Origin of the sequence: Neorhizobium huautlense (genome assembly GCF_030811685.1) — a bacterium.
Taxonomy (GTDB): Bacteria; Pseudomonadota; Alphaproteobacteria; order Rhizobiales; family Rhizobiaceae; genus Neorhizobium; species Neorhizobium huautlense_A.
Window position 1 is genome coordinate 58527 of sequence record NZ_JAUSRF010000022.1, and the last position, 21361, is coordinate 79887.

The following is a 21361-nucleotide window of genomic DNA, read 5'->3' on the forward strand; positions in this document are numbered from 1 at the left end:
CTCGAATGGTCGAACAGTGGAGGCCGGCCCTTCCGGACCGGCCCTTCTTTCAACGTATAGGCTTTGCCTGAGGCGAGGTGCTCTCGAATTTGCGCAGCAACTCCTTGAACGCCTCACGAACACTGGCTTTTCGCTTCAGGCGTCTGCGTCTCCTTACCTCAACGGTGAACGGTTTCACACGCGACTTTATGGAAAGCGCCCGATTAAGCGACCTGACGATCTGCTTCAAGCTGAAGCGGCTCGTTCTGAAACGTAGCACCACCGATGGCAATCTTGCGTGGCTTCATCGCCTCGGGGATTTCCCGCTTCAGGGTCACACGCAGCAGACCGTTGGCGAGCGACGCGTCTTCGACCCGGACATGATCGGCCAGTTCGAACTTGCGCTCGAAGCCACGACCGGCAATGCCGCGATGCAAGTATTCGCCGTCCTTCGTTTCGGCCTTCTGGCCTTTGACTATCAGGACGTTGCGTTCCTGGGTGATATCGAGATCTTCCTCACCGAAGCCGGCGACTGCCATTTCGATGCGATAGTCGTTCTCGCCGGTCTTGACGATGTCATAGAGTGGCCAGCTATCGACGGCATGGAGACGCTGAGCATTGTTGAGGAGATTGAAGACGCGGTCGAAGCCAACGCTCGACCGATACAAGGGTGCAAAATCGAGATCAGTTCTCATAACCATATCCTCCGTAAAGCAACATGGAAAAGGGGAGCGGAAGCTCCGCGTCCCCAGCTCTTCGGCCCCCTTTCTGGGCTGCCGACGGCGAACGATTTAATTTCGCGTTTTCATCGTTCAAGACCTGCAATGCATTTTTTTGCAACCTTACACGCCTACCAGCTCCGCGGCTAAGCCCGCGTAACACGTTGCGCGCCAGCGCGTTGTCGCCACATATTTGTTCACTTTTTGTTCTAATCGAAAACCTTCGTGCAATATTGGAAACCGAAAGCAGCATGATCAACAATGCCACCCTTCAATATCTTTCGGACGCATCCGACAACTAGAGCGATGAATGGCTTAAGGACAACCATTACCGCCTGAAGCAAGCTCAGGAGGATTTGCTGCAGTTGACCAGATCGCTAATTTCAGAAGGGGGTGTAATCGATCCGAGGATTATCCAGAACAATCCGGATCCGAGGAGATGCCTGGCTAAGGCGCGGATGTCAAAGGGAAACGCGCTGATCGCGATGCGCGTTTCCGCATCTAAAAATGCCGGCGCGACATACTTTCTGAATGTATCGTCCGGCACCTTATTTTGTGGGGGCGGCGCACTTAAGCTTGCACCGAGGCTAGCGAGGATCCTGCGACAGACGATCGCGAGCCACACCGGCAAATGGCGGACTATCGTGGAGGGACCAGTCTTTGCAAGGTATTTTCCCCACGGCTTAAGTGACGGGTATTCGACCTCGACGGGGTATGCCTACAATCACGACGCTTTGAATTTTTTCAGTCTCAGGCACTTTGGTGCCTGTCGAAGCATTTCCTCTGAGTTGCTGACATCTCCACGGCTCATAGATGAATCAATTAGATCCTTTGCCGCAGCTCGCCCCTTGGTGGATTACATTAATCGCTCCACATCTCGGCTACCAGAGCCATCAGTCAAAGCCTACTCCTAGCGTGGAGAACGAAATCAAAGGGCGGCCGAAGCCGCCCTTTGTTACCTAGATCCGGGCTTGGTGACTGTGCTCAGGCCGGAAATGACCGCACCAGTCACTCTGTGCGACAACCGGCCACAGGCCTCGCTCGTTAGCATCAGGCTGCGTTACCGGCGGACTGTACCGACAGAGACCGCCGTCGTCCGTGTGCTGCTTCTCGGTTCCATGATCTTCAAAAAAGGCGCATTCGACACAAGCTGCTTTTTCGTCAGTCATCTCTTTGTCCTTTCTGTATTTCTATGACAGATCTACAACGCCCAATGGCCGGAAAAGATCTCCAATCTGGTAAATTTGGTCCGGTAACGTACCGGGTCGAAACGGGAACGAGGCTTCGCCAAAAGCGTTTTGTCGCTGCGCCACACGATGTGGCGCTTGGAGTCATCTATGCACAAAAGCGTTGCAATTGTGGGCTCCGGCCCGACCGCCATATATGCCCTGCAAGAATTAATCTCATGTCCCCTGCCGCTCTCGATTTCAATTTATGAAGCGTCTGCTGTTGCCGGAAAAGGGACACCCTACCAATACGGTTTCAATGATCCGGTCATGCTGTCGAATATTCCGAGCGTGGAAATTCCGACACTTCCCGAGACGCTGGTGGATTGGCTTCGAGGAACGACTGACGAGTATCTGAGTGAGTTCGACCTCGTGCGTGGCGAGATCAACGATCGATCGTTTTACCCAAGGGTCGTGTTGGGAGATTTTTTCCGGACTCAGTTTAAGAGCATCGTCGCGGAAGGCGAGCAGCGTCGGCACGACATCACCGTTGTCGAAAGCTGTCGCGTCACGGACGTGGCTATGGTGAACAGCCAGTTTGAGCTAGTCCGGTCGATCAATGGACGTGAGGAGAGAGAGGTTTTTGACTTCGTAGTGGCGGCGACAGGCCATAATTTTCCTACCGATCCCGAAACCTCACCGGGGTATTTCAGTGCACCTTGGCCCGCTGAGAAACTTAAATCTGTACCATGCGGACCAGTGGGGATTCTTGGCACGTCACTGAGCGCTATTGATGCGGTTGTCACGGTGGCCACCGATTTTGGCGCGTTTCGGCGCGGTACCGACGGAAAACTGATCTATTCGCCGCATGATGGTTGCGAGAATTTCTCGGCGGTGATGATGTCGAGAAAGGGTCTGCTCCCTGAAGCCGATTTTTATTTTCCTATTCCCTATGAAGCGCCCCGCATCTGCACGCGCGAGGCGGTCGATGAACGCTGTGCACTGGGCGCAAGTGGACTGCTGGATGATATCTTCGATCTGTTCAGAGCAGAGATCCTTGACGCTGATCCGCAGTACGCGGCACTGATCGGTCTAGATGGGCTGACGGTCGACACTTTCGCTGCAGCTTACTACGGACAAAGGGACCAGGTGGACCCGTTCATTTGGGCTGAGCGCAACCTCATTGAGGCGAAAAACAACTACAGACGGCAATACACCGTGCCTTGGCGCTACGCGATCCTGATCACCCACGAAATCATCGAAACGGCAGTGTCCTACCTGAACGCTGACGACCTGCATCGTTTCAACCGATCGTTCAAGGGAATTTTTGCCGACGAGTATGCAACCGTTCCGCATTTGTCGATCGAGCGCCTATTGGCCCTTCACGCGGCCGGCAAACTGTCCATCCTTGCACTCGGCGATGAAAGCCAGATCTCGACGGACAGTATCGATCGCGGAGCGTCGGTTCATCTGCCGGCTGGCTCGCGCTATTTTCAAACCTTTATTGATGCGACAGGGCAGCAAAGCCTGTCTGCTGACGAGAGCTTATTCCCGACGCTTGTAGATCAGGGCCTGATAAGAGAAGCGAAGACGCTTACTGCTCGCGGCAACCACGTAAGGACGGGCGGTATCGATGTTGATGCGCGCTGTCGGCCAGCCGTGAGGGGGATAGCTGCTGCCCGCCGACTATTTATCCCGGCCGTATCGTATCTTCTGCACAAGCGACCCTTCATACAGGGCATTACCAGCGCCGCTGAGCTTGGCAAAATCGTTGGCGAAGCGATCAAGGACGACGTGACGCGGTTGCGTCGTACCAGGAGGCGGCCGAAGGGGGTGCCCACATCCGCAAAGGTTTTGTCACTTACCGATTAGGTTAGACCAGGACCGGCCAAGTTGCGGGCCCAAACCTGATCGATCAGCATTTTTGCCGAAAAACCCAGCCGGAAATCGACCGGCAGAGGTCCTGATGGGATAGTGCACGAGCACGGCTGATCACGCCGCGCGTTCACGGCCTGCTACCACCTCGGGAATGATAAACTGCTCAAAGGCTGGTCTCGCCAAATGGTAGCCCTGCATCAGCTCGACACCCAAATCTTGGAGCACGATCAATTCTGCGGCTGTCTCGACGCCTTCGCAGACCGGCAGGATACCGAGGTCGGCAAGCATTGCCAGAGTGTGAGCAACGACCGTACGCTTGACCTTGCTGACATCAATTCCGCGGATAAGATCCATATCGAGCTTGACGATGTCGGGCTGAAATTTCGTTAGCAGACCTAGACCGGCATGGCCGGCCCCAAAATCGTCTATCGCCGTTTTGAACCCGATGTCTCGATAGGTTTGCAAAATGCCAAGAACATGGTCGGTGTCGAGCGCTTCGGTCTCGGTGAATTCGAATATTATTCGGTCAAGCGGAAATTTCACGCGCTCAGCGGTCGCCAAGGTCAATCGGATACAGGCTCGCGGCTCGTAGACAGCGTTCGGCATGAAATTGATGGAAAGCTTGATGTCGTCTTCGGGTGAATAAAGACCCGCTGCCAACTCGATGGCCTTCACTCGACATTGCTGGTCGAATGCATACCGATTGCCTGCATCGACATTGCCGAGCACACTCCCAGCTCCTTCGCCATTGATGCCGCGGACAAGGGCTTCAAACGCGTATATCTCTCGCCGAGATACATCGACGATCGGCTGGAACGCCATCGAGAAGGGAAGAGCGAAATCGTCTCCGCGCCTGCATCCTTCGCACCCATTAGCCATATCACACTCCACGTTACGGGGGGCGACTATCGATCGGAGCAACTAACGGAGTGTGAAGCGACCGACAACGATGTCCGATTGCAAGGAAAGCGTCTGGAACCGTACAAAGCCCTGTGGCCCCACCGGCGGGCGCCGGCATAATCTTTATGACCGCAAACCTAAAGCAAGTTCTGGTGAAATTTCCTCATTGCTGGTTCCAAGATCTTTCAGGAACTAATGGCAATGGCTGTCGTTCTGTCCCGCCACGACAAGGCAGCTATTAGGGAGAGAACGAATGGCCACCACCGATAAGTCCGCCAAAGAAGAAAAAGCTTCGAAGAACGCCGCGAAGAAAGCTTCGCGCGCCTCTGGCACCAAAAGTACCGCAGCTAACACCGAGACGCGCAAGAGGCGTGCACAGGCAGTGGCAACCAAGTCTGCGACGCGCAAAGCCGACCGTGCCTCGGCAAAGGATGAGAAGAGCCTCTCCGATCTATTCGAGCATGCTCTCGGCGATATCTATTATGCCGAAAAGAAGATCTACAAATCGCTGCCGAAAATGATCAAGGCTGCAGATCATCCTGAACTCGTTGAAGCGCTGACCTCGCATCGCGAGGAAACCGCCGGCCAGATCGAGAAGCTCGAGGCAATTTTTGAGCTTCTCGGTAAACGCGCGAAGGCCGAAAAGTGTGACGCGATCGACGGCATCCTGGAGGAAAGCGAAAGCCTGCTCGAGGACTTTGGATCCAGCGTCGCAGCGGACGCAGCGATCATCTTCAGCTGCCAGGCGATCGAGCATTATGAAATTACTCGTTACGGCTCTATGCGCGCCTTTGCAGATGCGCTCGGTTTAGATGAAGCCAAGCAGCACATCGACGACATCCTGGCGCAGGAGAAGGCGGCGGACGCCAGTCTCACGGAACTCGCAGAAGATTCGGTGAATGCTGCTGCCGCCGAGTACGACGACGAGTAATCGATCGCGGATTGACGAAACGGGGCTGGTCACGCTGCTTGGTGACCAGCCTCAAATTGTTACGTCTGCCACTTACGAAAAAATCGTGGCGTCCATGATGGCGGGGTCTACCTATCGCATGACAACAAGCGTGCTAGCAGGTGCGGCCGAGAAATAGCCCGAACCACTCGAATAACCAGCCTTCATCATCGAGACGGAGTGATCAAGCTATGAAGCGAGATGCTGAGGCGGCAATATTGAGCTTCGTTGCAAGTCGGCGTGAGGGCACGACGTGCCCGAGTGAAATAGCACGCGCCCTCGCAAACAATGACACCAGGCCTCTTGAGAGGCGGGAATACATGCCAATCGTCCATGAAGCTGTTGATGCATTGAATGCTCGGGGCGATATTACGCTCACTTGGAAATCCGTTTTGAAGAAAGAGCGGGCGGGTCCGTACAGGATAGGTAATCGGAGCTGATCTTTCAGCAGTCGGTTTAGGCCAAATGGAAGGCTACGGTGCGTCTTTCACCTTGAGCGGATCGAACCCCCGTCCCGCTGCTTTAGTGTCGCAACTACAGAGACATGAAGCTCTTTCCCCAGCCATCTTCTCGATGACGTCGGCCACGTTGGAACATAGTAAGCGTGCTACGCGCGGCGTGGCGAAAAGATCAACTCCCTGAAGACTTTCGTTCTCGCCATGACCAAATGCCCACCACGAAGATGTGTTCCAAGGAAACATCCCGCCTCCGTGCGCATCATTCCACCACGTCATGGCCATTGACGCGTCCCTCAAATCCCGGAAGTGACTAGCTATCGCAGATTAGGCAGATCAATACAACAGATCGGGCGAACTCAGTCCTATCGCCCACAAACTTTCGGACTTCCGGTAAAATTCGGAAGCCCATAGGTCGAGCCGCTTCCGCAATGGAACCATGTATCAGCTTCTGCATTCCTAGCCCAGAAAAAATGGAGGAGCAGATGAAAGATTCGACGGATTACACGCTGGCAGAATTCAGTGAAGCCTACGACTTGGAGACAGATCAGGCCGAACGGATTTTCAATCTCTCAGGGCCGTCGAAAGTTAAGCTCGACGTCTTTATGAGGGTCTACAAACAGCCAAAAGCCGCCGAGAACCTTTTCTTCGCATCAGATCGCTGAATTCACCCGATGAGCAGTCCAACCGACACAAAAAATGACCCGCAGCCGGAGTTGGCGACGGGTCACGGAGTTTGGCAATAATGTCCTATCATGACGTAATCGGCAAACCGCTAATACTCTGACGTGCGATTTTTGACATTTCTAACGAACTCGGCCAAACCATATACGCAATTGCAATTGACGCATGTCATCGAATCCTACACGTTCCCGGCCATGACAGATCAGGACAACCAGCCAGCCGAGCTCGGGCCAATTGCCTGCGAACTCATGAAGCTCGCCAATGAACTGCGCGAGCTCGGAGACACACCGCTTTTCAAATCAGATGATGTGGCAAATGACGATGCGCCGCCAGCGAGAAAGCTTGCGAGCCAGCCGACCTGATCAAATATCACTCGCAGTTTTGCGACTTGATAGAAAAGTGTGCCGGGATTAGACCGCGGCATGGAAAAATTCGAAAGATCAGAACGTAACTATCTCATAGCCGTGCTGAAACTGGCAGGTGAACCGAGCGCCGTCACGGCAGCTCGCTTCGGCATATCTGCCCAGCACGCCAGTAATATCGCACGGGGCAACACCTGGATGGTAGAAGCACGGGCCGGAAGACCGGTCCCGGCCGGACTGACCACGCGCGCCGCTGTCGCAATCGAACAGACGCTCGGCATATGGCCATCAAATGCCAACAAGGCGTTCGTCGAGGGCAGCGCGATGACGCTGCTCCGCTCTGAAAATGGGCGCCGCGTCATAATGGAAGATATCGGCCGATGGCTGAAGCTTAAGCATGGCCTTCACGAAGACGCGCCAGGCCGACGCGTGGATGAATGACTCCTGAACCAACAAGAACATAATGAGAACAAAATCTGACGATCGAGTTCTCCATGACGAAAAGAAACGAAGCGGCTTTCGATAACTGGTGGGCGTGCCTGCCTCCTGAAGAGCGCGAGGCACTCGATGAGTCCACAAGCCGGTCAATGCACATCGCCGCAGAAGAAAGCACTCCATTAGGCGACCATGAAGATCTAACGACACGAAAGTCCAACGAGCGTTAATGCAACCGTAGATTTACCGGGGAAAAAGCCGCGCAAAGGAACGGGTGGAAGGTCGGCAAATGGTGGCATCCGACCTTCCAGTGTCACGTACGAGGGGGTCGGTTGTGACGCCACATCTGTAGACAACGTCGCTTTGGAAGGCCACACATCAGCGGATGTTAATGCACCCGGTAGCACCAACAGCGAGCAATCTCCCGCAATCCATTAGTGGAAAGTCCTTCCGCTGATCACAATCTCGTTGAGGGTTTGCACCAGAGCGAAAGCGATATCTTTCCTCAGAAGAACCATGGGAACACCCTCCACAAGAACAGCCAGGCCGGTCGCGTTCTCGACAACGCTCCATCCGCTCTCGGTTTCCTCGACCGCGCTGTAGCGCACCCACTCGGCATCAGTGATCATCAAGCGTCTCGATATGAAAGATTTGAGAAAGCTCGCACCGGTTCGCCCAGTCGCGAGCCTTCAGCCGAACGAGATACGTGGCAGCGCGGAAATGGAGTCGTCGAAATCAACTTCAAGCCCCTCGCTCGAAAACTTAGAGAATGCAGAAAGCGCTCTGGCCTTGGCTCGTTCCAAAGTGGTTCGAGCAATGCCGAGCGAACCGGGATATGGCTTAGTCCTGCTTTACTATAGTAGGTTGAAAGGAATTGAACCGTTGACGGGTGGGCGAAATTACGAAAACTACCAGGAGGCTCGCTGTGCGCGCATTGATGGCGCTTATGAAACTCGAATGCTCCGCCGCAGAAAAGAGGGGCCATTTCACGACTTAGCGAGGAATTCGCGCGCGGCACGGTGTGCATTCTCAAAATCTTCGTGAGCCGTCGAATAGTCCTAGGAGTGGGTCGCTTCGCCAACCAATCCACTTATCTATACTTAAAGCCCTTCGTCCGTGATCGGCACATCATGAGAGTTTGCACATTTGTGGAAATTGTCGAACTCATAAACAACTCCGACCCCAACAGGATTTTGAACAGACACAAGTGATAGGTGCGCCAAGTTCTTCTCAATTTTTTTGATATCGCCGAACCAACTGGCTCCGTAAGAAACTGTATGAACGCCGAAAATTTTGGTTGCTTGATCCATAAATAGAACCAGACCCATCCTCGCGTTACCTTCGCCATACTTCGCATCGAGGACGGTTTTCAATTCATTGAATTCCCCTTGCGCCTTTGATAGCTCAGCTTCCGGTCTATTTGCGCTCAAAGCGTAGATCGCGCATACGCCCGCACCTGAAGATGCATAAACTTCGTAATGAACAAAATACGGATTCGGTTTAGGTGGCGTGATTTTGTAACGTCTCGCGATACCAGCCCGCGGGATACCTTCATCGACGTCCTGCGGGCTCAGATCATTCAGCGACTGCCCTGTTGATATACCGAAAATATCCGCGTGTGCAGATGTCGTCAGAGTCATGATAGCCAAACAGGTAATCAGCGTCCGCATTAATTTCTCATGTGTAAAAGTAGCACTTTCTCGGCGCCTGTTGGAAATGAAAGCCAGCTTAGCCAATATCCCTTGAATCAACAATCGATTGCTCATACCAGATTGCTCGTAAGCGGTGTTTTCCTTGCACATTGACCAGGCTTGATTGGGCTTACCGAAAAATTCCGCTACAACACTGACGGCAAGAATGCGCCAATAGGAGACATGGACCACTTCGAGGGTGCCGGCTGGAATGGGGCCGTAACCTGACAGGCACCTTGTTGGAACGAACTCGGGAAAGCGGACGTTCCGCGTTGACAGGCGCGGCGTCATTTTCGGCCCTTAGCTGCCGTTCGTGTCCATCGCAGTGAAAGGCAGCACGGACCCCAGAGTGACGAATGCTGCACGATGGGCGAATGTCGATGACCGACCTCACTACGCCGGCGTGCGAGTCATCTCACGGATCAGATCATTTGTCTCTGGTCTCGTCGTTTGGTGCCGATATCGAAGGGCCAAAACAGTTCTTGATATTTCAAGGCCATCGATGGGTTTCGACACAAGGCCCATGTCCGAAGGAATAGCGGTGGCTGGCAGGATCACCGCACCTGACCCTTGCCGAGCAAGTTCAACTAGCCAATCCACGCGATTTGACCGATAGGCCGCGTAGAGTTCGTGACCATGATTCGCGCAGGTCGCATGCAAAGCATCCCGCATTTCGCAATTTAGCCGGTCAAGCATGTCAGTTTTAGCAAGAGTCGAAAGAGAAATCGCATCTAGTTCAGACAACGGGTGCGACTTTGACACCACTACCTTGTAGTCCTCATCATAGAGATGATCTATGCGATAGAGGTCTTCGCTGACCTTCTCTGCTGTGACGACAACGTCAAATTCACCATCTCGCAACCCAGCAAGAAGCTCGGAGGATGACGCAACGATCAGTTCGATTTCGGCTTGCGGCAATCGCGTACGAGTACGCTCCAAAGCTGCCGAAATCCTGTTGTGGCCAATCGTTTCGCCGATACCGACAGAGATTGGAACCCGCTCCAAGCGCATATGACGGACCGCCTCGGCCTTAGCCTGTCGCGTCTCATCATGAACCGTCTGCAACCTTGGCTGCATGAGTTTTCCGAGTGCCGTAAGCCTGCATCCCGCACGGTCCCTGACAAACAGGTCACCTCCAAGCTCGTCTTCAAGTTTCTTGATCGCAGTCGTCAAGGAAGGTTGGGAGACATTGGAGGCACTGGCCGCATGGGTGAAGTTCCGGTGCTCGCAGACAGCGAGAAAATACCTGATCTGGTTCATTTCCATCGCCGCATTCTCCGTCACATTTCGGTTCAGGCCATCAAAACAACTTCGATAGCCCATGTCTATCAAAGAATAGAATTTCGGAATTGGAGTCCGAAGCATCCGGCATGGGACAAGAGTGCATCGAAACCAAGCACGGTGCACTTCAGATCAGGAGACGACCATGAAAGTGCAAATCCTTCAGACATGCGCCGCACTGGCTCTGATCACAACTTCTGCAACGGCACAAGGACAACCCAATGGAAAATCACACTGCCAGCTACATCGCCATGCCGGCCGCCGAAGGCCAGACCGCTGCCTTTGCGGAGTTTCTGGCTGGTGCCGCACCCATCGTGGGAGAAACAGAGCCGGGCACTGTACTTTGGTTTGCTTTGCAAGCCGACGATACGCTCGCAATCTTTGACATCTTCGCAGATGAAGAGGCACGCGACGCTCACTTCTCAGGAGCGGTTGCTGCGGCTCTGAACCAAAACGCCGACGCGTTGATCGACGGAGGATGGGACGACGGTGTTGTCGCGAATATCAACAACTCCGATGTCCTGTCGGTAAAGGCGCCGGTTGATCTCTACACGGCAACGACCGCAACTTACATCAAGCTCGAAGCCACTCCAGGTAAAGGCCCCGAATTGGCAGCCTTGCTGACCGCCGCCGGCCCCATCGTCGCAGATACCGAACCCAAGACATTGTTCTGGGCGGCGCTGCAGATTGACGAGAACAACTTCGCCATCTTCGACATCTTTGCCGACAACTCTGGCCGCGAAGCGCACTTTGCCGGACAAGTCGCCGGACTCTTGAATGAAAAGGCTTCAGAATTGGTCTCAGGCGGATGGGACGACGGTGTGGTGGCAAACGTCCACAATTTCGACATCCTCGCTACCAAGTAATCTCGAGGTGACTTGAGAAAGAAGTGCCCGGTGCAACCCATCGGGCGCTTTGCTGTTTGAATTTAGATTCACGCCAAAGCGGCCGTTCGAGTAATCGCAGCGAAAGCCGCTCCGTCCGCTCTGCAGACCTTCATGTCATCCAAGCCGAACTTCCGCCCTCCTCCCTATCAGGACGTTGCTGCCGAGCGAGGCAAACGGCTGCTTACGGGAGCTTGGTTCCAAATCGGGAACTACCGGAATGAAGGCGCGTAGCCGCCCCGCAGCTATCGGTCCCCAATGTCGGCTTAGGGCCGATACCGTTGAAAAAGGCGCGTGCTAATCTTGTTCGGACGCTTCCGTTGTTGGGGCGTGTCGAGATGTATTTACTGTCACGTCGGTTTTGGCATTGGTGGCGGGATCAGCTTTGCGAGTTTCCGGAGGTTTTGGGCTGCTGCTGCGAGGTGGAACTCATCACGCGCTCCGTTCGGCCCTCGTAATCGCAGACGATCCAGTCTGAGGATGCGTTTGAGGTGGGCAAAAAGCATCTCGACCTTTTTCCTCTGATGCCTCGACGTAACATAGGCTTCGGTCTTGGCGATATCGCGCGCCATATCGCGAGCGCCCTCATGGATGGAGCGTGGTATTTTGCGCGCTGGAGCGTTCGGGCAGCATCGATGTTTAAGGGCGCAGGCGTCGCAGTCGAACTTGCTGGCCCGATAGCGTACCATGCCATCTTCATCGATGAGCGGACGTTCGTTCTTGTAGGTGATCTGTCGCGAGCGTAACTCCTTGCCACCAGGGCAAGTATAAAGATCGCGCTTGTGGTCATAGGTAAAGTCGGCGCGTTCGAATGTGCCATCACGCCGTTCTGACTTATCAAAGACGGGAATATGCGGCTCTATTCCGCGTTCGTGAACCATCCAGCCCAACATCTCTGCAGAACCATAAGCACTGTCGGCGGCCAATCGCTCCGGATAGAGGCCGAAGCTTTCTTGAGTGCGCTCAATCATGGTGCGTGCCGCGCCGACTTCGGCCTGCCGGATCGCACGGCTCGCCTCGACATCAACGATGACGGCATTATCCAGATCAATCAGATAGTTGGTAGCGTACGCGAAGAAGGCATGGCCTTTCATTGCTCCGGTCCACTGCGCCGCCGGGTCTGATCTCGATACGAATTTCGGCTTTGCTTCGCTGGCCGCACCCCATGCTGCGTCATCGAGCGTATCGAGATATTCCTGAACCGAGCGACGGGTCTCGGCCATAGCTTCCCAGTCGACAGCCTCTGACCCCTCTGCCGAGCGTTGCTTGTTGGCATCCGCCTTGATCAGGCTCGCATCAACGGCGAAGCCTTCGCCACCGACAAGCCCCTCTTCGAGGCAACGCCTGACCGTCGTCTCGAACAGCTCGCGCAGCAGATCGCTGTCCCGGAAACGGCCATGTCTGTTTTTGGAAAAGGTCGAATGATCCGGGACATCGCCTTCAAGGTTGAGCCTGCAAAACCAGCGATAGGCGAGGTTCAGATGTACCTCCTCACACAGCCGGCGCTCCGAACGGATGCCGAAGCAGTAACCGACGATCAGCATGCGGATCATCAGTTCCGGATCAATCGAGGGCCGCCCAATCTCGCTGTAGAAAGGACGCAAGTGAGACCGAAGGCCAGACAGATCGACGAAGCGGTCGATAGACCGTAGAAGATGGTTCGCCGGGACATGACGCTCGATGCTGAACCCGTAAAACAGCGCTTCCTGCGCTACCGTCCGCTCGCCCATCATCGGCACATCCTCCTAAATCCATAGAAGGAGTGAATCAGAACTTCACACCGACAGCAACGCCGACTTTTTCAACAGTATCGGCCGACAGCAGACTTCAGCCGTTGGTTCGTCCCGAATAATTCCACGGTAAAAGCTCATCGATGCAACTCTGCTTGTGGCCGTTGACGATGGCAGTGAGCGTCGTGGTCAGATAAGCCAGCGGATCAACGTCATTGAGTTTGCAGGTCTCGATCAGCGAGGCGATGATCGCCCAGTTCTCTGCCCCGGTATCATGTCCGGCAAAAAGCGCATTCTTTCGATTGAGAGCAATCGGCCGGATGGTTCGCTCGACGCTGTTGTTGTCGATCTCGATGCGGCCGTCGGTCAGGAAGAGCTTCAGACCATCCCAGTATTTGGCGATGTAGGCCAAAGCCTCGCCGAGCGGCGACTTCGTTGCGACGCGGGCACGGTGATGGATCAGCCAAGTCTGTAGGTCTGCCACACGCGGTGCTGATCGTTCCTGTCGTCCGGCGAGGCGACCCTCCGGATCAAGGCCCCGAAGTTCGGCTTCGATGCGGTACAATTCGCCGATCCGCTCGACGCCGTCCTCGGCAATCGGTGCTGAGCCATTGCGAGTGATCTCCATCAGCTTGCGACGAGCATGCGCCCAGCAATAGGCAAGCTGAATGTCTGGGCCGACACGCTCTGGTGCGATCAGCCTGTTGTATCCGGCATATCCATCCACCTGCAGGACGCCAGAGAAACCCTGCAGTATACGTTCGGCATGAATGCCTCCCCGACCAGGCGCATAGGTGAAGGCGACGCCCGGCGGAGCGCCGCCATTCCATGCACAATCATCACGCGCCAGCGCCCAGAAGTATCCGGTCTTGGTCTTGCGGGAGCCGGGATCGAGAACCGGGGCACGGGTCTCGTCCATGAACAGCTTGGTCGAGCGCTTCAGGTCGGCGATCAACGCATCGAAGACGGGACGCAGCTCATAGGCTGCCCGGCCGACCCAGTCGGCAAGCGTGTAGCGGTCGAGATCGATGCCTTGGCGGCTTATGATCTGCGCCTGCCGATAGAGCGGAAGGTGATCGGCATATTTGGAGACCAGCACATGGGCGACGGTCGCTTCCGTCGGCAGCCCTGCCTGGATCAGCCGTGCTGGAGCCGGGGCCTGAACAACGCCATCTGTGCAGGCACGGCAGGCATATTTGGGACGATGAGTGACAATGACACGGAACTGCGCCGGGATCACGTCCAACCGCTCGGAGACATCCTCGCCAATGCAATGCAGGCAACCGCCGCAGGCGCAGACCAGATTGTCCGGCTCGATGACCTCTTCGATACGGGGAAGATGTTTTGGAAGCGAGCCGCGATTGATCGCACGTGGCTTGGCAATCCTGTTTCCTGCAGGAACGTCCGCCTCATCCTCGGCATGGATCACGGCTATAGCCGTCTCCAGGTCTTCCAGCGCCAGATCGAATTGGTCAGGATCGGTCTTCTCGGATTTGCGTCCGAAGGCTGCCTGCTTGAACGCTGCGACCAGCTTCTCAAGCCGCTCGATCCGCTCATCCTTGCGGGCGATGTGCTCATCTTTGCTGGCTATCGCGACGTCCTTGGCCGCCTCGCGTGCCTGTGCCGCAATCAGCATCGCCTTCAGGGCAGCAACATCATCGGGAAGGTCGGCGGCATCAAGCATGGCCGGAAACTACCAAATCCTGAGCTGATTTGCCTCTTGAGTTTGCGGTGCTGAGTCATCATGCCGCAGCTATTCGATGGCCTCTGGCATCCTCGTCTGGACGGCATGAACCCGCCGCCAATCAAGTCCCGCAAACAAGGCTTCGAACTGGGCGTGGGTCAACGTCATCAATCCATCTTTGATGCCGGGCCAAGTGAATGTGTGCTCTTCCAGCCGTTTGTAGGCCATAACGATTCCGGAGCCATCCCAGTAGATCAGCTTCAACCGGTCAGCCTTGCGTGACCTGAACACGAAGACCGTTCCGGTGAACGGGTCCTTGTGCAGCTCGTTCTTCACCAGCGCTGCCAAGCCATCGTGACCCTTGCGGAAATCCACGGGTTTGGTCGCCACCATGATCCTGACGCGGTTCGACGGAAAGATCATGTCGCCGCCGTTAGGGCGCGAGCGATGGCAGCGATCCGGGACGCGGACGCGCCTTCCTCCAGACGGATGGTCACGGGACCGACGACGATCTCGGCGCGCGTGGCACTCTTCACCGTTAGCAGCTCAGGCGGCTGCGGCTCGACAACCATTGCAGCAAACTCGACCGCGTCTTCTGGCGCTGGCAACACCAGTTTGCCCTGCCGCGCCATCGTCCGCCAGGTGGAAAGGCTGTTGGCTCGCAATCCATAGCGCTGCGCAACTTCATTGACTGTCGTACCAGGTCTCAAGCTTTCCGAGACAATCTTCGCCTTGACCTCGTCCGGCCAGTGTCGGTGACCCTCACGCCCAGTCTTGCTGGTTGTGAGAAACTCCAATGTAGTCGCCATGGAGAAACTCCCGTTCTTCATCCATGGAAACCTCGATCACAGATCACGCGGCGGCTGCCAATGTGGGGGCAGAACATCGGTTACGATTGCTCATTAGGGCTGTTACGATCAAAAACTCGGTAAGGGCACTCAGTTTCAGGGAAGCATGTACGGCTAAGGTAGAGCTTTACTACGTTTATCAAACAGGATGGCCTGGTCCGTACCCGCGCTCAAGGCGAGGCTTTCACCGCGATTGAGAAGCTAATCACCATTCGAAACGGCTAGCCAGTTGCTGCGTGATGGCAGCTCCAGACTGACGATCGTTTCAGTCCCCAACCGCTCGACCAAGCCGACACGCCCGACGATACCCGCGTTCTACGCAATGTCATCCGTATTCGTCAAAAATCATAGCCGTTGAGTTCCTGAGCGCCGGATCTTATCAGCCGAACGCCTTGAACCATACCGAACCGCCGTGTGTGCGAAACCGAAGCGGAAGTTACTGAGAATTCCAGGTTTCCACTATCAATGTGTCAATATGCAAGTCCGGCATGGAGATGTCGCGAACGTTGTTTGCAGACGGCCGAGTACGGGCATCGCCGCCGCCGGGCGACCTGTGGGAACTCGTCACTGCGCCTTGCCGGACGAGCGAAATTGAGGAGCGCCGAAGCATTTCCGTGAAGTATATGCGTGTTCATGATGGTCCGGCTACTCTCTTTCCAACGTGCCTGAAGGTTCAGTTCACAGAGTTCATGGCGTATCTCCCTGGCTTGTTTTACAACCGAGACAAGGAACTTATCGGCAAACTGCCCGTTTCATGGCCCTGATCTCAGGAGACCTTCATGAAAACCATCACAAAGATTTTCAGCGCAATATCCTTGTCCACATTGATGACCTTCACGTCGCTTGGAGCAGCGTCTGCGATGCCTGTCCCTGCCGTGTCGGCGCCGCAGATCCAGAATGTTGAACAAGTGCAGTATCGCCATCATCGCCGTCACCATCGTGAGTGGCGCCATCATCGTGGCGATCGGGGCTACTATCGACATCGCCGCCACCACCGCGGCCCAAGTGCCGGCGCTGTGATCGGAGGACTTGCGGCAGGCGCGATCATTGGTGGAGCGCTGGCCGCCCCGCGCCAATCCTATGGCAGCAGCCACGCCCAGTGGTGCTCAAACCGTTATCGCACCTATCGTGCATCGGATAATACCTACGTGCCGCGGGCTGGCGTTCGTGCCTACTGCAATTCGCCGTATAACTGATAATCCCGCAATACAGCATGGAACCGACAGCCTGCCATTTGGCGGGCTGTCCTCCGTATATATCGCCAGCATTGCCCCCGGTCATTCCGGGATCAAAGGCGCTGTCTGATCACACAGACTGCTCGGCGGCGCCAATGGCACGATCAGTCAGGTAAACTGCCTTGCAAGCGTGTCAGCCCTGACATTGCCCGGCGTTTCCGCATGTCCCTTGCACCATTGGATTTCAACACTCGCATGACGCATGAGAAGCGCGTCGAGTTCTTGCCACAGGAGAGCGTTTGGAATGCTCCTTCGCCTTGCATGCGCGTTGGCTGTTATCCGGTGCCACCCGTTGTTTCTCCAGATTTTTGCGCCACCGATAGCAGCCCTCGACGACGTGGAATGAATCCGTCCAGAGCCAGACCTCCCTGCCTTTGGCGTTTTCCTCGATCCACTTCATAGCTTTTGTAACCGCGAGCAACTCGAAGCGATTGTTGTCCATTCCCGGTTGGCATCCATTCGTCTCATGGAGCTGATCCCCGTCTTCGAATACAATGAATGCCCACCCTCCAATCCGCGATGCTGCGTTAAACGAGCCATCGCTATAAATCTGAAGCATCTTTGATGGGTTACGGGCATCACTGTGCAAGGATCGCACCGCCCAGCCGGAAAGGCGCCGAGATTGCTCCGCCAACACCGTTGAGCACCAGCGCCCCAGTCCCGGCAACCGGGTTGCTGAACCCCTGACGCAATTGCGGATAAATCGCAGCGAGAGATGCAAATCGATCGTGGTTGGTGCCGTTGAGTGATGGGATGCTCGAGATATCGACCACCTCGATGTTCTCCTTGAGAGCGAGCTCACGCGTACGGGGATCGTCAATATCGAGAGATCCGGCAGTGGCGGCTGAGCCGGCAAGGCGTTTTGAAAGTGCCAGCGCAAGATCGTCCTTGGACGCCAGAACGACAATCGGTTTCGAAAGTTTTTCGGTGGCGGACAACTGCTTGCGCAGCAGATCAATGTCGATGTCGGGAGCAGCAAGAACCATCTGGTCAATAGAGCGTACTGCCTTCGTATTTCCAGTCAGCGATAACTGGCGGATAGCCTCGACCGCTAGCCAGGCCCCCATACTATGCGCGAGGATGGTGGATTTCACCCCAGCCACGGATAGGTTCGACAGAACCATAGCCAGATCGTCCCGGGCAAAGGCAGCCGAATCCTTGTCGGCGACGTAACCGGTCACCTCTGCCTGCGAAGGCCAATCGAACAGGATCGCCCGCTCCTCAACCTTGGAGTCCGCTGTCATCTGCGCAAGCCGGAACAGCGCTTCCTGATGGCTGTAATTGTAACCGTGAACGAAAATGCCGGCACGACCGTAAGCCGGAGACCCTGCGGACCCGCGCGCCAGGATTGCAAACTCCCGGGCCGTCAGTTCCCGCCGTGCAACAACAGCAAAAGTGGTCCGCGGGTCTGGCTTGGATGTCGGCCACTCGATCTTAGAAGGATGGTGGCCTGGGGGGATCGAAACGGTCACTTCCGCATAGCGTAATGTGTCGCCCCTGCCTGCCGTGTACGCACCCGTTCTGCCTTCATCAGGGACGCGATCAGTTGCCACAAGTATCGAGACAGCTGTAGCCTTCGCGACAGGTGTTACAATGGTCAGGGTCTCGGGACCGGGACGGACACATGAAACCAGAGTGAGAAGTATGATGGAAAGCGTGACTAGACGGCGCAACGGATACGAGCTCGTGATTCTGATGTCCGCAACCTAATAGGAATTAGTTTTTAGGATAGTGACGAGTTCGCCATAGCACTGGTATCTCCACCGCTTTCGCACCTCGCAACCTCTTGGCAACATAGTTTGGTCGTCAATGGAAAGTACCTGGACCCTGCCAATTTAATGAAAAAAACCCGTCTTAAGGTCTTGGGGATGTGAACCGGCGACCCGTTATCTCGTGGAACTGATCAATCAGTAATCCTGCCGTAAAAACAACGCCAACTTCTGCACATGCTGCGACGCGTCCTTACCGAAAAACACACCAAATTCGGCTGCGGGCGCATTGGGCAATCCGTGTCGTCCATCAATCAATTCGCAATCCAAAGGTACCGCCTCGGGAAACAGTAGACCCAGCCCCAAACCTGCTCGCAATGCCGAGAGCATGGCTGGAAGCGTTTTTACTTTGCAGCCGACATGCCAATCAATGTTGTTTTCGGCCAGATCAGATAGCATTCGATCCTGCCAGGAACACTGCGTGTCAAACAAAATGATAGGCAACGAGACGCCTTCATCCAGATCGATGAGCCGACTTGCGCACCAGACCAAACGTCTGGAGATAAAACTTGTTGGTGGCTCGGTAAACCGAGCGGGATCGGCGATGACGAGATCTGCCTGCCCTTCCTTCAACGAGCGCGCCAGTTCCTTCGAATAGGACGAGATCAATTCAATTTTCACATGCGGATGTTTGCGACGGAAGTCGGCCAGTGCAGCGGGAAGCCTCGTGAACGCGAGATCCTCGAACAGCCCTATACGCACTCGTCCCGCGAGGCGCCTATCGGCGAGGCCTCGATGCATGTCCTCGGTCAAAGCGACGGTCTTTCGTGCATATGCGAGAAAAGAACTGCCGGCATCAGTCAGCGAAACGCCTCGCGATGAGCGGACAAGGAGTCGGGCGCCCAGATCCTGCTCGATACGCTGCAACTGCATGCTGACGGCCGCCTGAGTACGGGCCAAACGTCCAGCTGCCTTGCTAACGACCCCGGTTTCAGCCACTTCGATAAACATCCTCAGCAACCGGATGTCGAAATTCGCTTCCATAAATTTTCCTGATATCGATACAATTATTATAAGAGTACATACATGCTTCGCGGTTTGGCAATGTCGTCCTTCACACAAGGAGACATCATGACCGACTACCGAAAGAAACTGGAAGCATGTGGCATTGCGTGGCCGGAACTTGCACACCCCAACCTTCCGTTTGCACCGACAAAGCGCATTGGAGATGTTCTTTATGTTTCCGGGCAGATCCCCGAAGTCGCAGGTGAGGTAGCATTCACCGGAAAAGTCGGCGCTGAGATCAATGTCGAAACTGCCTTGAAGAGTGCAAGGTTGTGTGCGGCGAATGCCATCTATTGGGCGAGTGATGCCTTGGGCGGCGACCTCGATCGCGTCGTCCAGCTTGCCAAACTCACCATTTTCATTAACGCCACACCAGGCTTCACGACCTTTTCACAAATCGGAAACGGCGCGTCTGAGGTCATGAACGCCGTGTTCGGCGCACGTGGAGAACATGCGCGTTCTGCAATCGGGGTCGCCGGATTGCCCGCCAATGTGCCAGTCGAGGTCGAAGCCGTATTCCACATTCGGTGAAGGATAGAAGCATCATGCCAGTCGTTCATTTCAATCACGCTGGAGCCGGGCTGCCGTCACCGGAAACACTGCAGACGGTGATCGAGCAGCTGCATCTTGAGGCTGAGCACGGGCTAATGGAAGCGTCCGCCAAGGTCAGCAAGCAACAGGCATCCTTTTACGATCTGGCCGCACGCCTGCTGAATGCCGCCCCGGACGATATCGTCTTCGGTACGGGGCACGGTCAGCTTTTCGGAGACATTGTTTCGGCAATCCCGCTCATGGCCGAAGACAAGATATTGATCAGCCGGCAGGAATGGATGGGAAACATCGCCTGCCTTCAGAACGCAGCGAACCTTAGTGGTGCGTCACTGTCGATCATGACGTCCGACGAGAACACTGCGGTTGATGTCGAGGCGCTGAAACATGCACTCTCTCCAAACACCAGTATCGTGGCCTTGACCTGGATCGGTGCGAGTGGAGCGCTCATCAATCCAGCAGCTGCCATTTGCAAGGCAATTCGCGATAGCGGCTCCTCCGCATTCTACCTTATCGATGCGAGCCAGGCGGTAGGACAGGTTCCGGTCGACGTGCAGGAACTTTGCTGCGATGCACTTGTGGCCTGTGGCCGAAAATACCTGCGGGGTCCGCGCGGGACAGCGCTTGCCTACATCTCGCCGCGTCTCGCAAAGGCGGCGATCCCGCGCAAGATCGACAATTTTCCTCAAGGTTGGAATGCTGAAGATGCAGAACCCTCACACACGGCAAAGGCATTTGAGATAGGTGAGGCATCGGTTGCGCTGAAATTGGGGCTCGGAGAAGCGATCCGGCAGGCCGTTGAATCCGGGATTACGCACACGCGTGAAGCACTCGATCAAAAGGCTTCACGGCTAAGGCTCGCTCTCGGGAGCATTCCCGCCGTGCGGGTTCTGGACCTGGGTCGGGAAAAATCAGCCTGCGTCACTTTCTTGGTGGAGGGTGTTTCGTGCACGGCAGTCAAAGCCGCGCTCGCAAGTCAAGGCATCAGCATCGGGATGAATGGGCGAGGATACACGCCCTACGATCTGGACATGCGAGGCATACCCGAGCTGTTGCGGGCTTCGGTCCACTTGAGCACCACCCACCAGGACATCGCGAAGCTCGTGGCTGCGATCGTAGCAATCGCACCTTCCAGAGAAACAGCGGAACGGCCATAAA

General features: G+C 55.5%; 24 protein-coding genes and 1 pseudogene. 11 read left to right on the plus strand and 14 right to left on the minus strand.

The window, feature by feature from the left end:
* Nucleotides 1–203: 203 nt before the first annotated feature.
* Nucleotides 204–674 (minus strand): Hsp20 family protein, encoded by a 471-nt coding sequence (locus J2T09_RS24080; RefSeq protein ID WP_306839390.1) that lies wholly within the window; start codon nt 672–674, stop codon nt 204–206.
* Nucleotides 675–1018: 344 nt separating this feature from the next.
* Here J2T09_RS24080 and J2T09_RS27660 point away from each other — a divergent pair.
* Nucleotides 1019–1612 (plus strand): annotated as a pseudogene (locus tag J2T09_RS27660) (DUF2461 family protein); the annotation flags it as partial.
* A gap of 45 nt (nt 1613–1657) precedes the next feature.
* Here J2T09_RS27660 and J2T09_RS24085 read toward each other — a convergent pair.
* The gene (locus J2T09_RS24085) at nt 1658–1867 is read right to left on the minus strand and encodes a hypothetical protein (RefSeq protein WP_306839392.1); all 210 of its coding nucleotides are present in this window, start codon (nt 1865–1867) and stop codon (nt 1658–1660) included.
* Between the two features lie 168 nt (nt 1868–2035).
* Here J2T09_RS24085 and J2T09_RS24090 point away from each other — a divergent pair, with 168 nt between their 5' ends.
* On the plus strand, nt 2036–3736 hold the full coding sequence (locus tag J2T09_RS24090; protein WP_306839394.1) for an FAD/NAD(P)-binding protein: 1701 nt from the start codon (nt 2036–2038) through the stop codon (nt 3734–3736).
* 120 nt (nt 3737–3856) lie between these two features.
* Here J2T09_RS24090 and J2T09_RS24095 read toward each other — a convergent pair whose 3' ends face one another.
* Nucleotides 3857–4621, minus strand: a complete 765-nt coding sequence (locus J2T09_RS24095; RefSeq protein WP_306839396.1) for an EAL domain-containing protein — start codon at nt 4619–4621, stop codon at nt 3857–3859.
* 274 nt (nt 4622–4895) lie between these two features.
* On the opposite strand from J2T09_RS24095, the gene J2T09_RS24100 reads away from it, so the two are divergent.
* The 5 genes from J2T09_RS24100 (at nt 4896) to J2T09_RS24115 (ending at nt 7533) form a co-directional block, all read left to right on the plus strand.
* A complete protein-coding gene (locus J2T09_RS24100) occupies nt 4896–5573 on the plus strand; it encodes a YciE/YciF ferroxidase family protein (protein ID WP_306839398.1) in 678 nt (225 codons plus the stop codon).
* A 209-nt stretch (nt 5574–5782) separates the two neighbouring features.
* Entirely contained in the window at nt 5783–6031 is a 249-nt protein-coding gene (locus J2T09_RS27665) for a DUF3253 domain-containing protein (protein ID WP_373458617.1), read from the plus strand.
* Between the two features lie 500 nt (nt 6032–6531).
* The gene (locus J2T09_RS24105; RefSeq protein ID WP_306839401.1) at nt 6532–6711 is read left to right on the plus strand and encodes a hypothetical protein; all 180 of its coding nucleotides are present in this window, start codon (nt 6532–6534) and stop codon (nt 6709–6711) included.
* Nucleotides 6712–6888: 177 nt separating this feature from the next.
* Nucleotides 6889–7092, plus strand: a complete 204-nt coding sequence (locus tag J2T09_RS24110; RefSeq protein ID WP_306839403.1) for a hypothetical protein — start codon at nt 6889–6891, stop codon at nt 7090–7092.
* 60 nt (nt 7093–7152) lie between these two features.
* The gene (locus J2T09_RS24115) at nt 7153–7533 is read left to right on the plus strand and encodes a hypothetical protein (RefSeq protein ID WP_306839405.1); all 381 of its coding nucleotides are present in this window, start codon (nt 7153–7155) and stop codon (nt 7531–7533) included.
* 428 nt (nt 7534–7961) lie between these two features.
* Here the strand turns inward: J2T09_RS24115 and J2T09_RS24120 are convergent, their stop codons facing one another.
* From J2T09_RS24120 to J2T09_RS24130, 3 genes are all read right to left on the minus strand, one after another.
* Nucleotides 7962–8156 (minus strand): hypothetical protein, encoded by a 195-nt coding sequence (locus tag J2T09_RS24120; protein ID WP_306839406.1) that lies wholly within the window; start codon nt 8154–8156, stop codon nt 7962–7964.
* Nucleotides 8157–8627: 471 nt separating this feature from the next.
* A complete protein-coding gene (locus J2T09_RS24125) occupies nt 8628–9509 on the minus strand; it encodes a hypothetical protein (protein WP_306839408.1) in 882 nt (293 codons plus the stop codon).
* Between the two features lie 102 nt (nt 9510–9611).
* Complete coding sequence (locus J2T09_RS24130) at nt 9612–10484, minus strand: LysR family transcriptional regulator (RefSeq protein ID WP_306839410.1); 873 nt, start codon at nt 10482–10484, stop codon at nt 9612–9614.
* Nucleotides 10485–10720: 236 nt separating this feature from the next.
* Here J2T09_RS24130 and J2T09_RS24135 point away from each other — a divergent pair, with 236 nt between their 5' ends.
* A complete protein-coding gene (locus J2T09_RS24135) occupies nt 10721–11365 on the plus strand; it encodes a putative quinol monooxygenase (protein WP_306839412.1) in 645 nt (214 codons plus the stop codon).
* A 368-nt stretch (nt 11366–11733) separates the two neighbouring features.
* Here J2T09_RS24135 and J2T09_RS24140 read toward each other — a convergent pair whose 3' ends face one another.
* The 4 genes from J2T09_RS24140 to tnpA form a co-directional block, all read right to left on the minus strand.
* Nucleotides 11734–13116 carry an IS1182 family transposase gene (locus J2T09_RS24140; protein ID WP_306839414.1) on the minus strand — a complete coding sequence of 461 codons (1383 nt, stop codon included), beginning with the start codon at nt 13114–13116 and terminating at the stop codon, nt 11734–11736.
* A gap of 94 nt (nt 13117–13210) precedes the next feature.
* Nucleotides 13211–14797, minus strand: coding sequence for an IS66 family transposase (gene tnpC, locus J2T09_RS24145; protein WP_306839416.1), 1587 nt, complete (start codon nt 14795–14797; stop codon nt 13211–13213).
* A gap of 69 nt (nt 14798–14866) precedes the next feature.
* Complete coding sequence (gene tnpB, locus J2T09_RS24150) at nt 14867–15220, minus strand: IS66 family insertion sequence element accessory protein TnpB (RefSeq protein ID WP_306839418.1); 354 nt, start codon at nt 15218–15220, stop codon at nt 14867–14869.
* On the minus strand, nt 15217–15606 hold the full coding sequence (gene tnpA / locus J2T09_RS24155; RefSeq protein ID WP_306839421.1) for an IS66-like element accessory protein TnpA: 390 nt from the start codon (nt 15604–15606) through the stop codon (nt 15217–15219). Before tnpA ends, tnpB begins: the two co-directional genes overlap by 4 nt.
* Nucleotides 15607–16424: 818 nt before the next feature.
* On the opposite strand from tnpA, the gene J2T09_RS24160 reads away from it, so the two are divergent.
* Nucleotides 16425–16841: a BA14K family protein gene (locus J2T09_RS24160; protein WP_306839423.1), complete on the plus strand. Its 417-nt coding sequence runs from the start codon at nt 16425–16427 to the stop codon at nt 16839–16841.
* Nucleotides 16842–16988: 147 nt separating this feature from the next.
* On the opposite strand, the gene J2T09_RS27670 is transcribed toward J2T09_RS24160, so the two are convergent.
* The 4 genes from J2T09_RS27670 to J2T09_RS24175 all read right to left on the minus strand — a co-directional run bounded on the left by J2T09_RS27670 (nt 16989) and on the right by J2T09_RS24175 (nt 19633).
* Nucleotides 16989–17084 carry an RNase H family protein gene (locus tag J2T09_RS27670; RefSeq protein WP_373458619.1) on the minus strand — a complete coding sequence of 32 codons (96 nt, stop codon included), beginning with the start codon at nt 17082–17084 and terminating at the stop codon, nt 16989–16991.
* Nucleotides 17065–17439 carry an RNase H family protein gene (locus J2T09_RS27675; protein ID WP_373458630.1) on the minus strand — a complete coding sequence of 125 codons (375 nt, stop codon included), beginning with the start codon at nt 17437–17439 and terminating at the stop codon, nt 17065–17067. The genes J2T09_RS27670 and J2T09_RS27675 overlap by 20 nt, the downstream gene beginning before the upstream one ends.
* A 19-nt stretch (nt 17440–17458) precedes the next feature.
* Nucleotides 17459–18433 (minus strand): alpha/beta hydrolase, encoded by a 975-nt coding sequence (locus tag J2T09_RS24170; protein WP_306839425.1) that lies wholly within the window; start codon nt 18431–18433, stop codon nt 17459–17461.
* A gap of 354 nt (nt 18434–18787) precedes the next feature.
* Complete coding sequence (locus J2T09_RS24175; RefSeq protein WP_306839427.1) at nt 18788–19633, minus strand: LysR family transcriptional regulator; 846 nt, start codon at nt 19631–19633, stop codon at nt 18788–18790.
* A gap of 87 nt (nt 19634–19720) precedes the next feature.
* Here J2T09_RS24175 and J2T09_RS24180 point away from each other — a divergent pair, with 87 nt between their 5' ends.
* The gene (locus J2T09_RS24180) at nt 19721–20185 is read left to right on the plus strand and encodes a RidA family protein (protein ID WP_306839429.1); all 465 of its coding nucleotides are present in this window, start codon (nt 19721–19723) and stop codon (nt 20183–20185) included.
* Nucleotides 20186–20199: 14 nt separating this feature from the next.
* Nucleotides 20200–21360 carry an aminotransferase class V-fold PLP-dependent enzyme gene (locus J2T09_RS24185; RefSeq protein ID WP_306839431.1) on the plus strand — a complete coding sequence of 387 codons (1161 nt, stop codon included), beginning with the start codon at nt 20200–20202 and terminating at the stop codon, nt 21358–21360.
* Nucleotide 21361 lies beyond the last annotated feature (1 nt).

Bases quoted from the DNA above. Each gene is read 5' to 3' on its own strand.
- J2T09_RS24080 (WP_306839390.1), bottom strand. From the start codon at position 674: ATGAGAACTGATCTCGATTTTGCACCCTTGTATCGGTCGAGCGTTGGC.
- J2T09_RS24085 (WP_306839392.1), bottom strand. From the start codon at position 1,867: ATGACTGACGAAAAAGCAGCTTGTGTCGAATGCGCCTTTTTTGAAGAT.
- J2T09_RS24090 (WP_306839394.1), top strand. From the start codon at position 2,036: ATGCACAAAAGCGTTGCAATTGTGGGCTCCGGCCCGACCGCCATATAT.
- J2T09_RS24095 (WP_306839396.1), bottom strand. From the start codon at position 4,621: ATGGCTAATGGGTGCGAAGGATGCAGGCGCGGAGACGATTTCGCTCTT.
- J2T09_RS24100 (WP_306839398.1), top strand. From the start codon at position 4,896: ATGGCCACCACCGATAAGTCCGCCAAAGAAGAAAAAGCTTCGAAGAAC.
- J2T09_RS27665 (WP_373458617.1), top strand. From the start codon at position 5,783: ATGAAGCGAGATGCTGAGGCGGCAATATTGAGCTTCGTTGCAAGTCGG.
- J2T09_RS24105 (WP_306839401.1), top strand. From the start codon at position 6,532: ATGAAAGATTCGACGGATTACACGCTGGCAGAATTCAGTGAAGCCTAC.
- J2T09_RS24115 (WP_306839405.1), top strand. From the start codon at position 7,153: ATGGAAAAATTCGAAAGATCAGAACGTAACTATCTCATAGCCGTGCTG.
- J2T09_RS24120 (WP_306839406.1), bottom strand. From the start codon at position 8,156: ATGATCACTGATGCCGAGTGGGTGCGCTACAGCGCGGTCGAGGAAACC.
- J2T09_RS24125 (WP_306839408.1), bottom strand. From the start codon at position 9,509: ATGACGCCGCGCCTGTCAACGCGGAACGTCCGCTTTCCCGAGTTCGTT.
- J2T09_RS24130 (WP_306839410.1), bottom strand. From the start codon at position 10,484: ATGGAAATGAACCAGATCAGGTATTTTCTCGCTGTCTGCGAGCACCGG.
- J2T09_RS24135 (WP_306839412.1), top strand. From the start codon at position 10,721: ATGGAAAATCACACTGCCAGCTACATCGCCATGCCGGCCGCCGAAGGC.
- J2T09_RS24140 (WP_306839414.1), bottom strand. From the start codon at position 13,116: ATGATGGGCGAGCGGACGGTAGCGCAGGAAGCGCTGTTTTACGGGTTC.
- tnpC (WP_306839416.1), bottom strand. From the start codon at position 14,797: ATGCTTGATGCCGCCGACCTTCCCGATGATGTTGCTGCCCTGAAGGCG.
- tnpB (WP_306839418.1), bottom strand. From the start codon at position 15,220: ATGATCTTTCCGTCGAACCGCGTCAGGATCATGGTGGCGACCAAACCC.
- tnpA (WP_306839421.1), bottom strand. From the start codon at position 15,606: ATGGCGACTACATTGGAGTTTCTCACAACCAGCAAGACTGGGCGTGAG.
- J2T09_RS24160 (WP_306839423.1), top strand. From the start codon at position 16,425: ATGAAAACCATCACAAAGATTTTCAGCGCAATATCCTTGTCCACATTG.
- J2T09_RS27670 (WP_373458619.1), bottom strand. From the start codon at position 17,084: ATGCGTCATGCGAGTGTTGAAATCCAATGGTGCAAGGGACATGCGGAA.
- J2T09_RS27675 (WP_373458630.1), bottom strand. From the start codon at position 17,439: ATGCTTCAGATTTATAGCGATGGCTCGTTTAACGCAGCATCGCGGATT.
- J2T09_RS24175 (WP_306839427.1), bottom strand. From the start codon at position 19,633: ATGGAAGCGAATTTCGACATCCGGTTGCTGAGGATGTTTATCGAAGTG.
- J2T09_RS24180 (WP_306839429.1), top strand. From the start codon at position 19,721: ATGACCGACTACCGAAAGAAACTGGAAGCATGTGGCATTGCGTGGCCG.
- J2T09_RS24185 (WP_306839431.1), top strand. From the start codon at position 20,200: ATGCCAGTCGTTCATTTCAATCACGCTGGAGCCGGGCTGCCGTCACCG.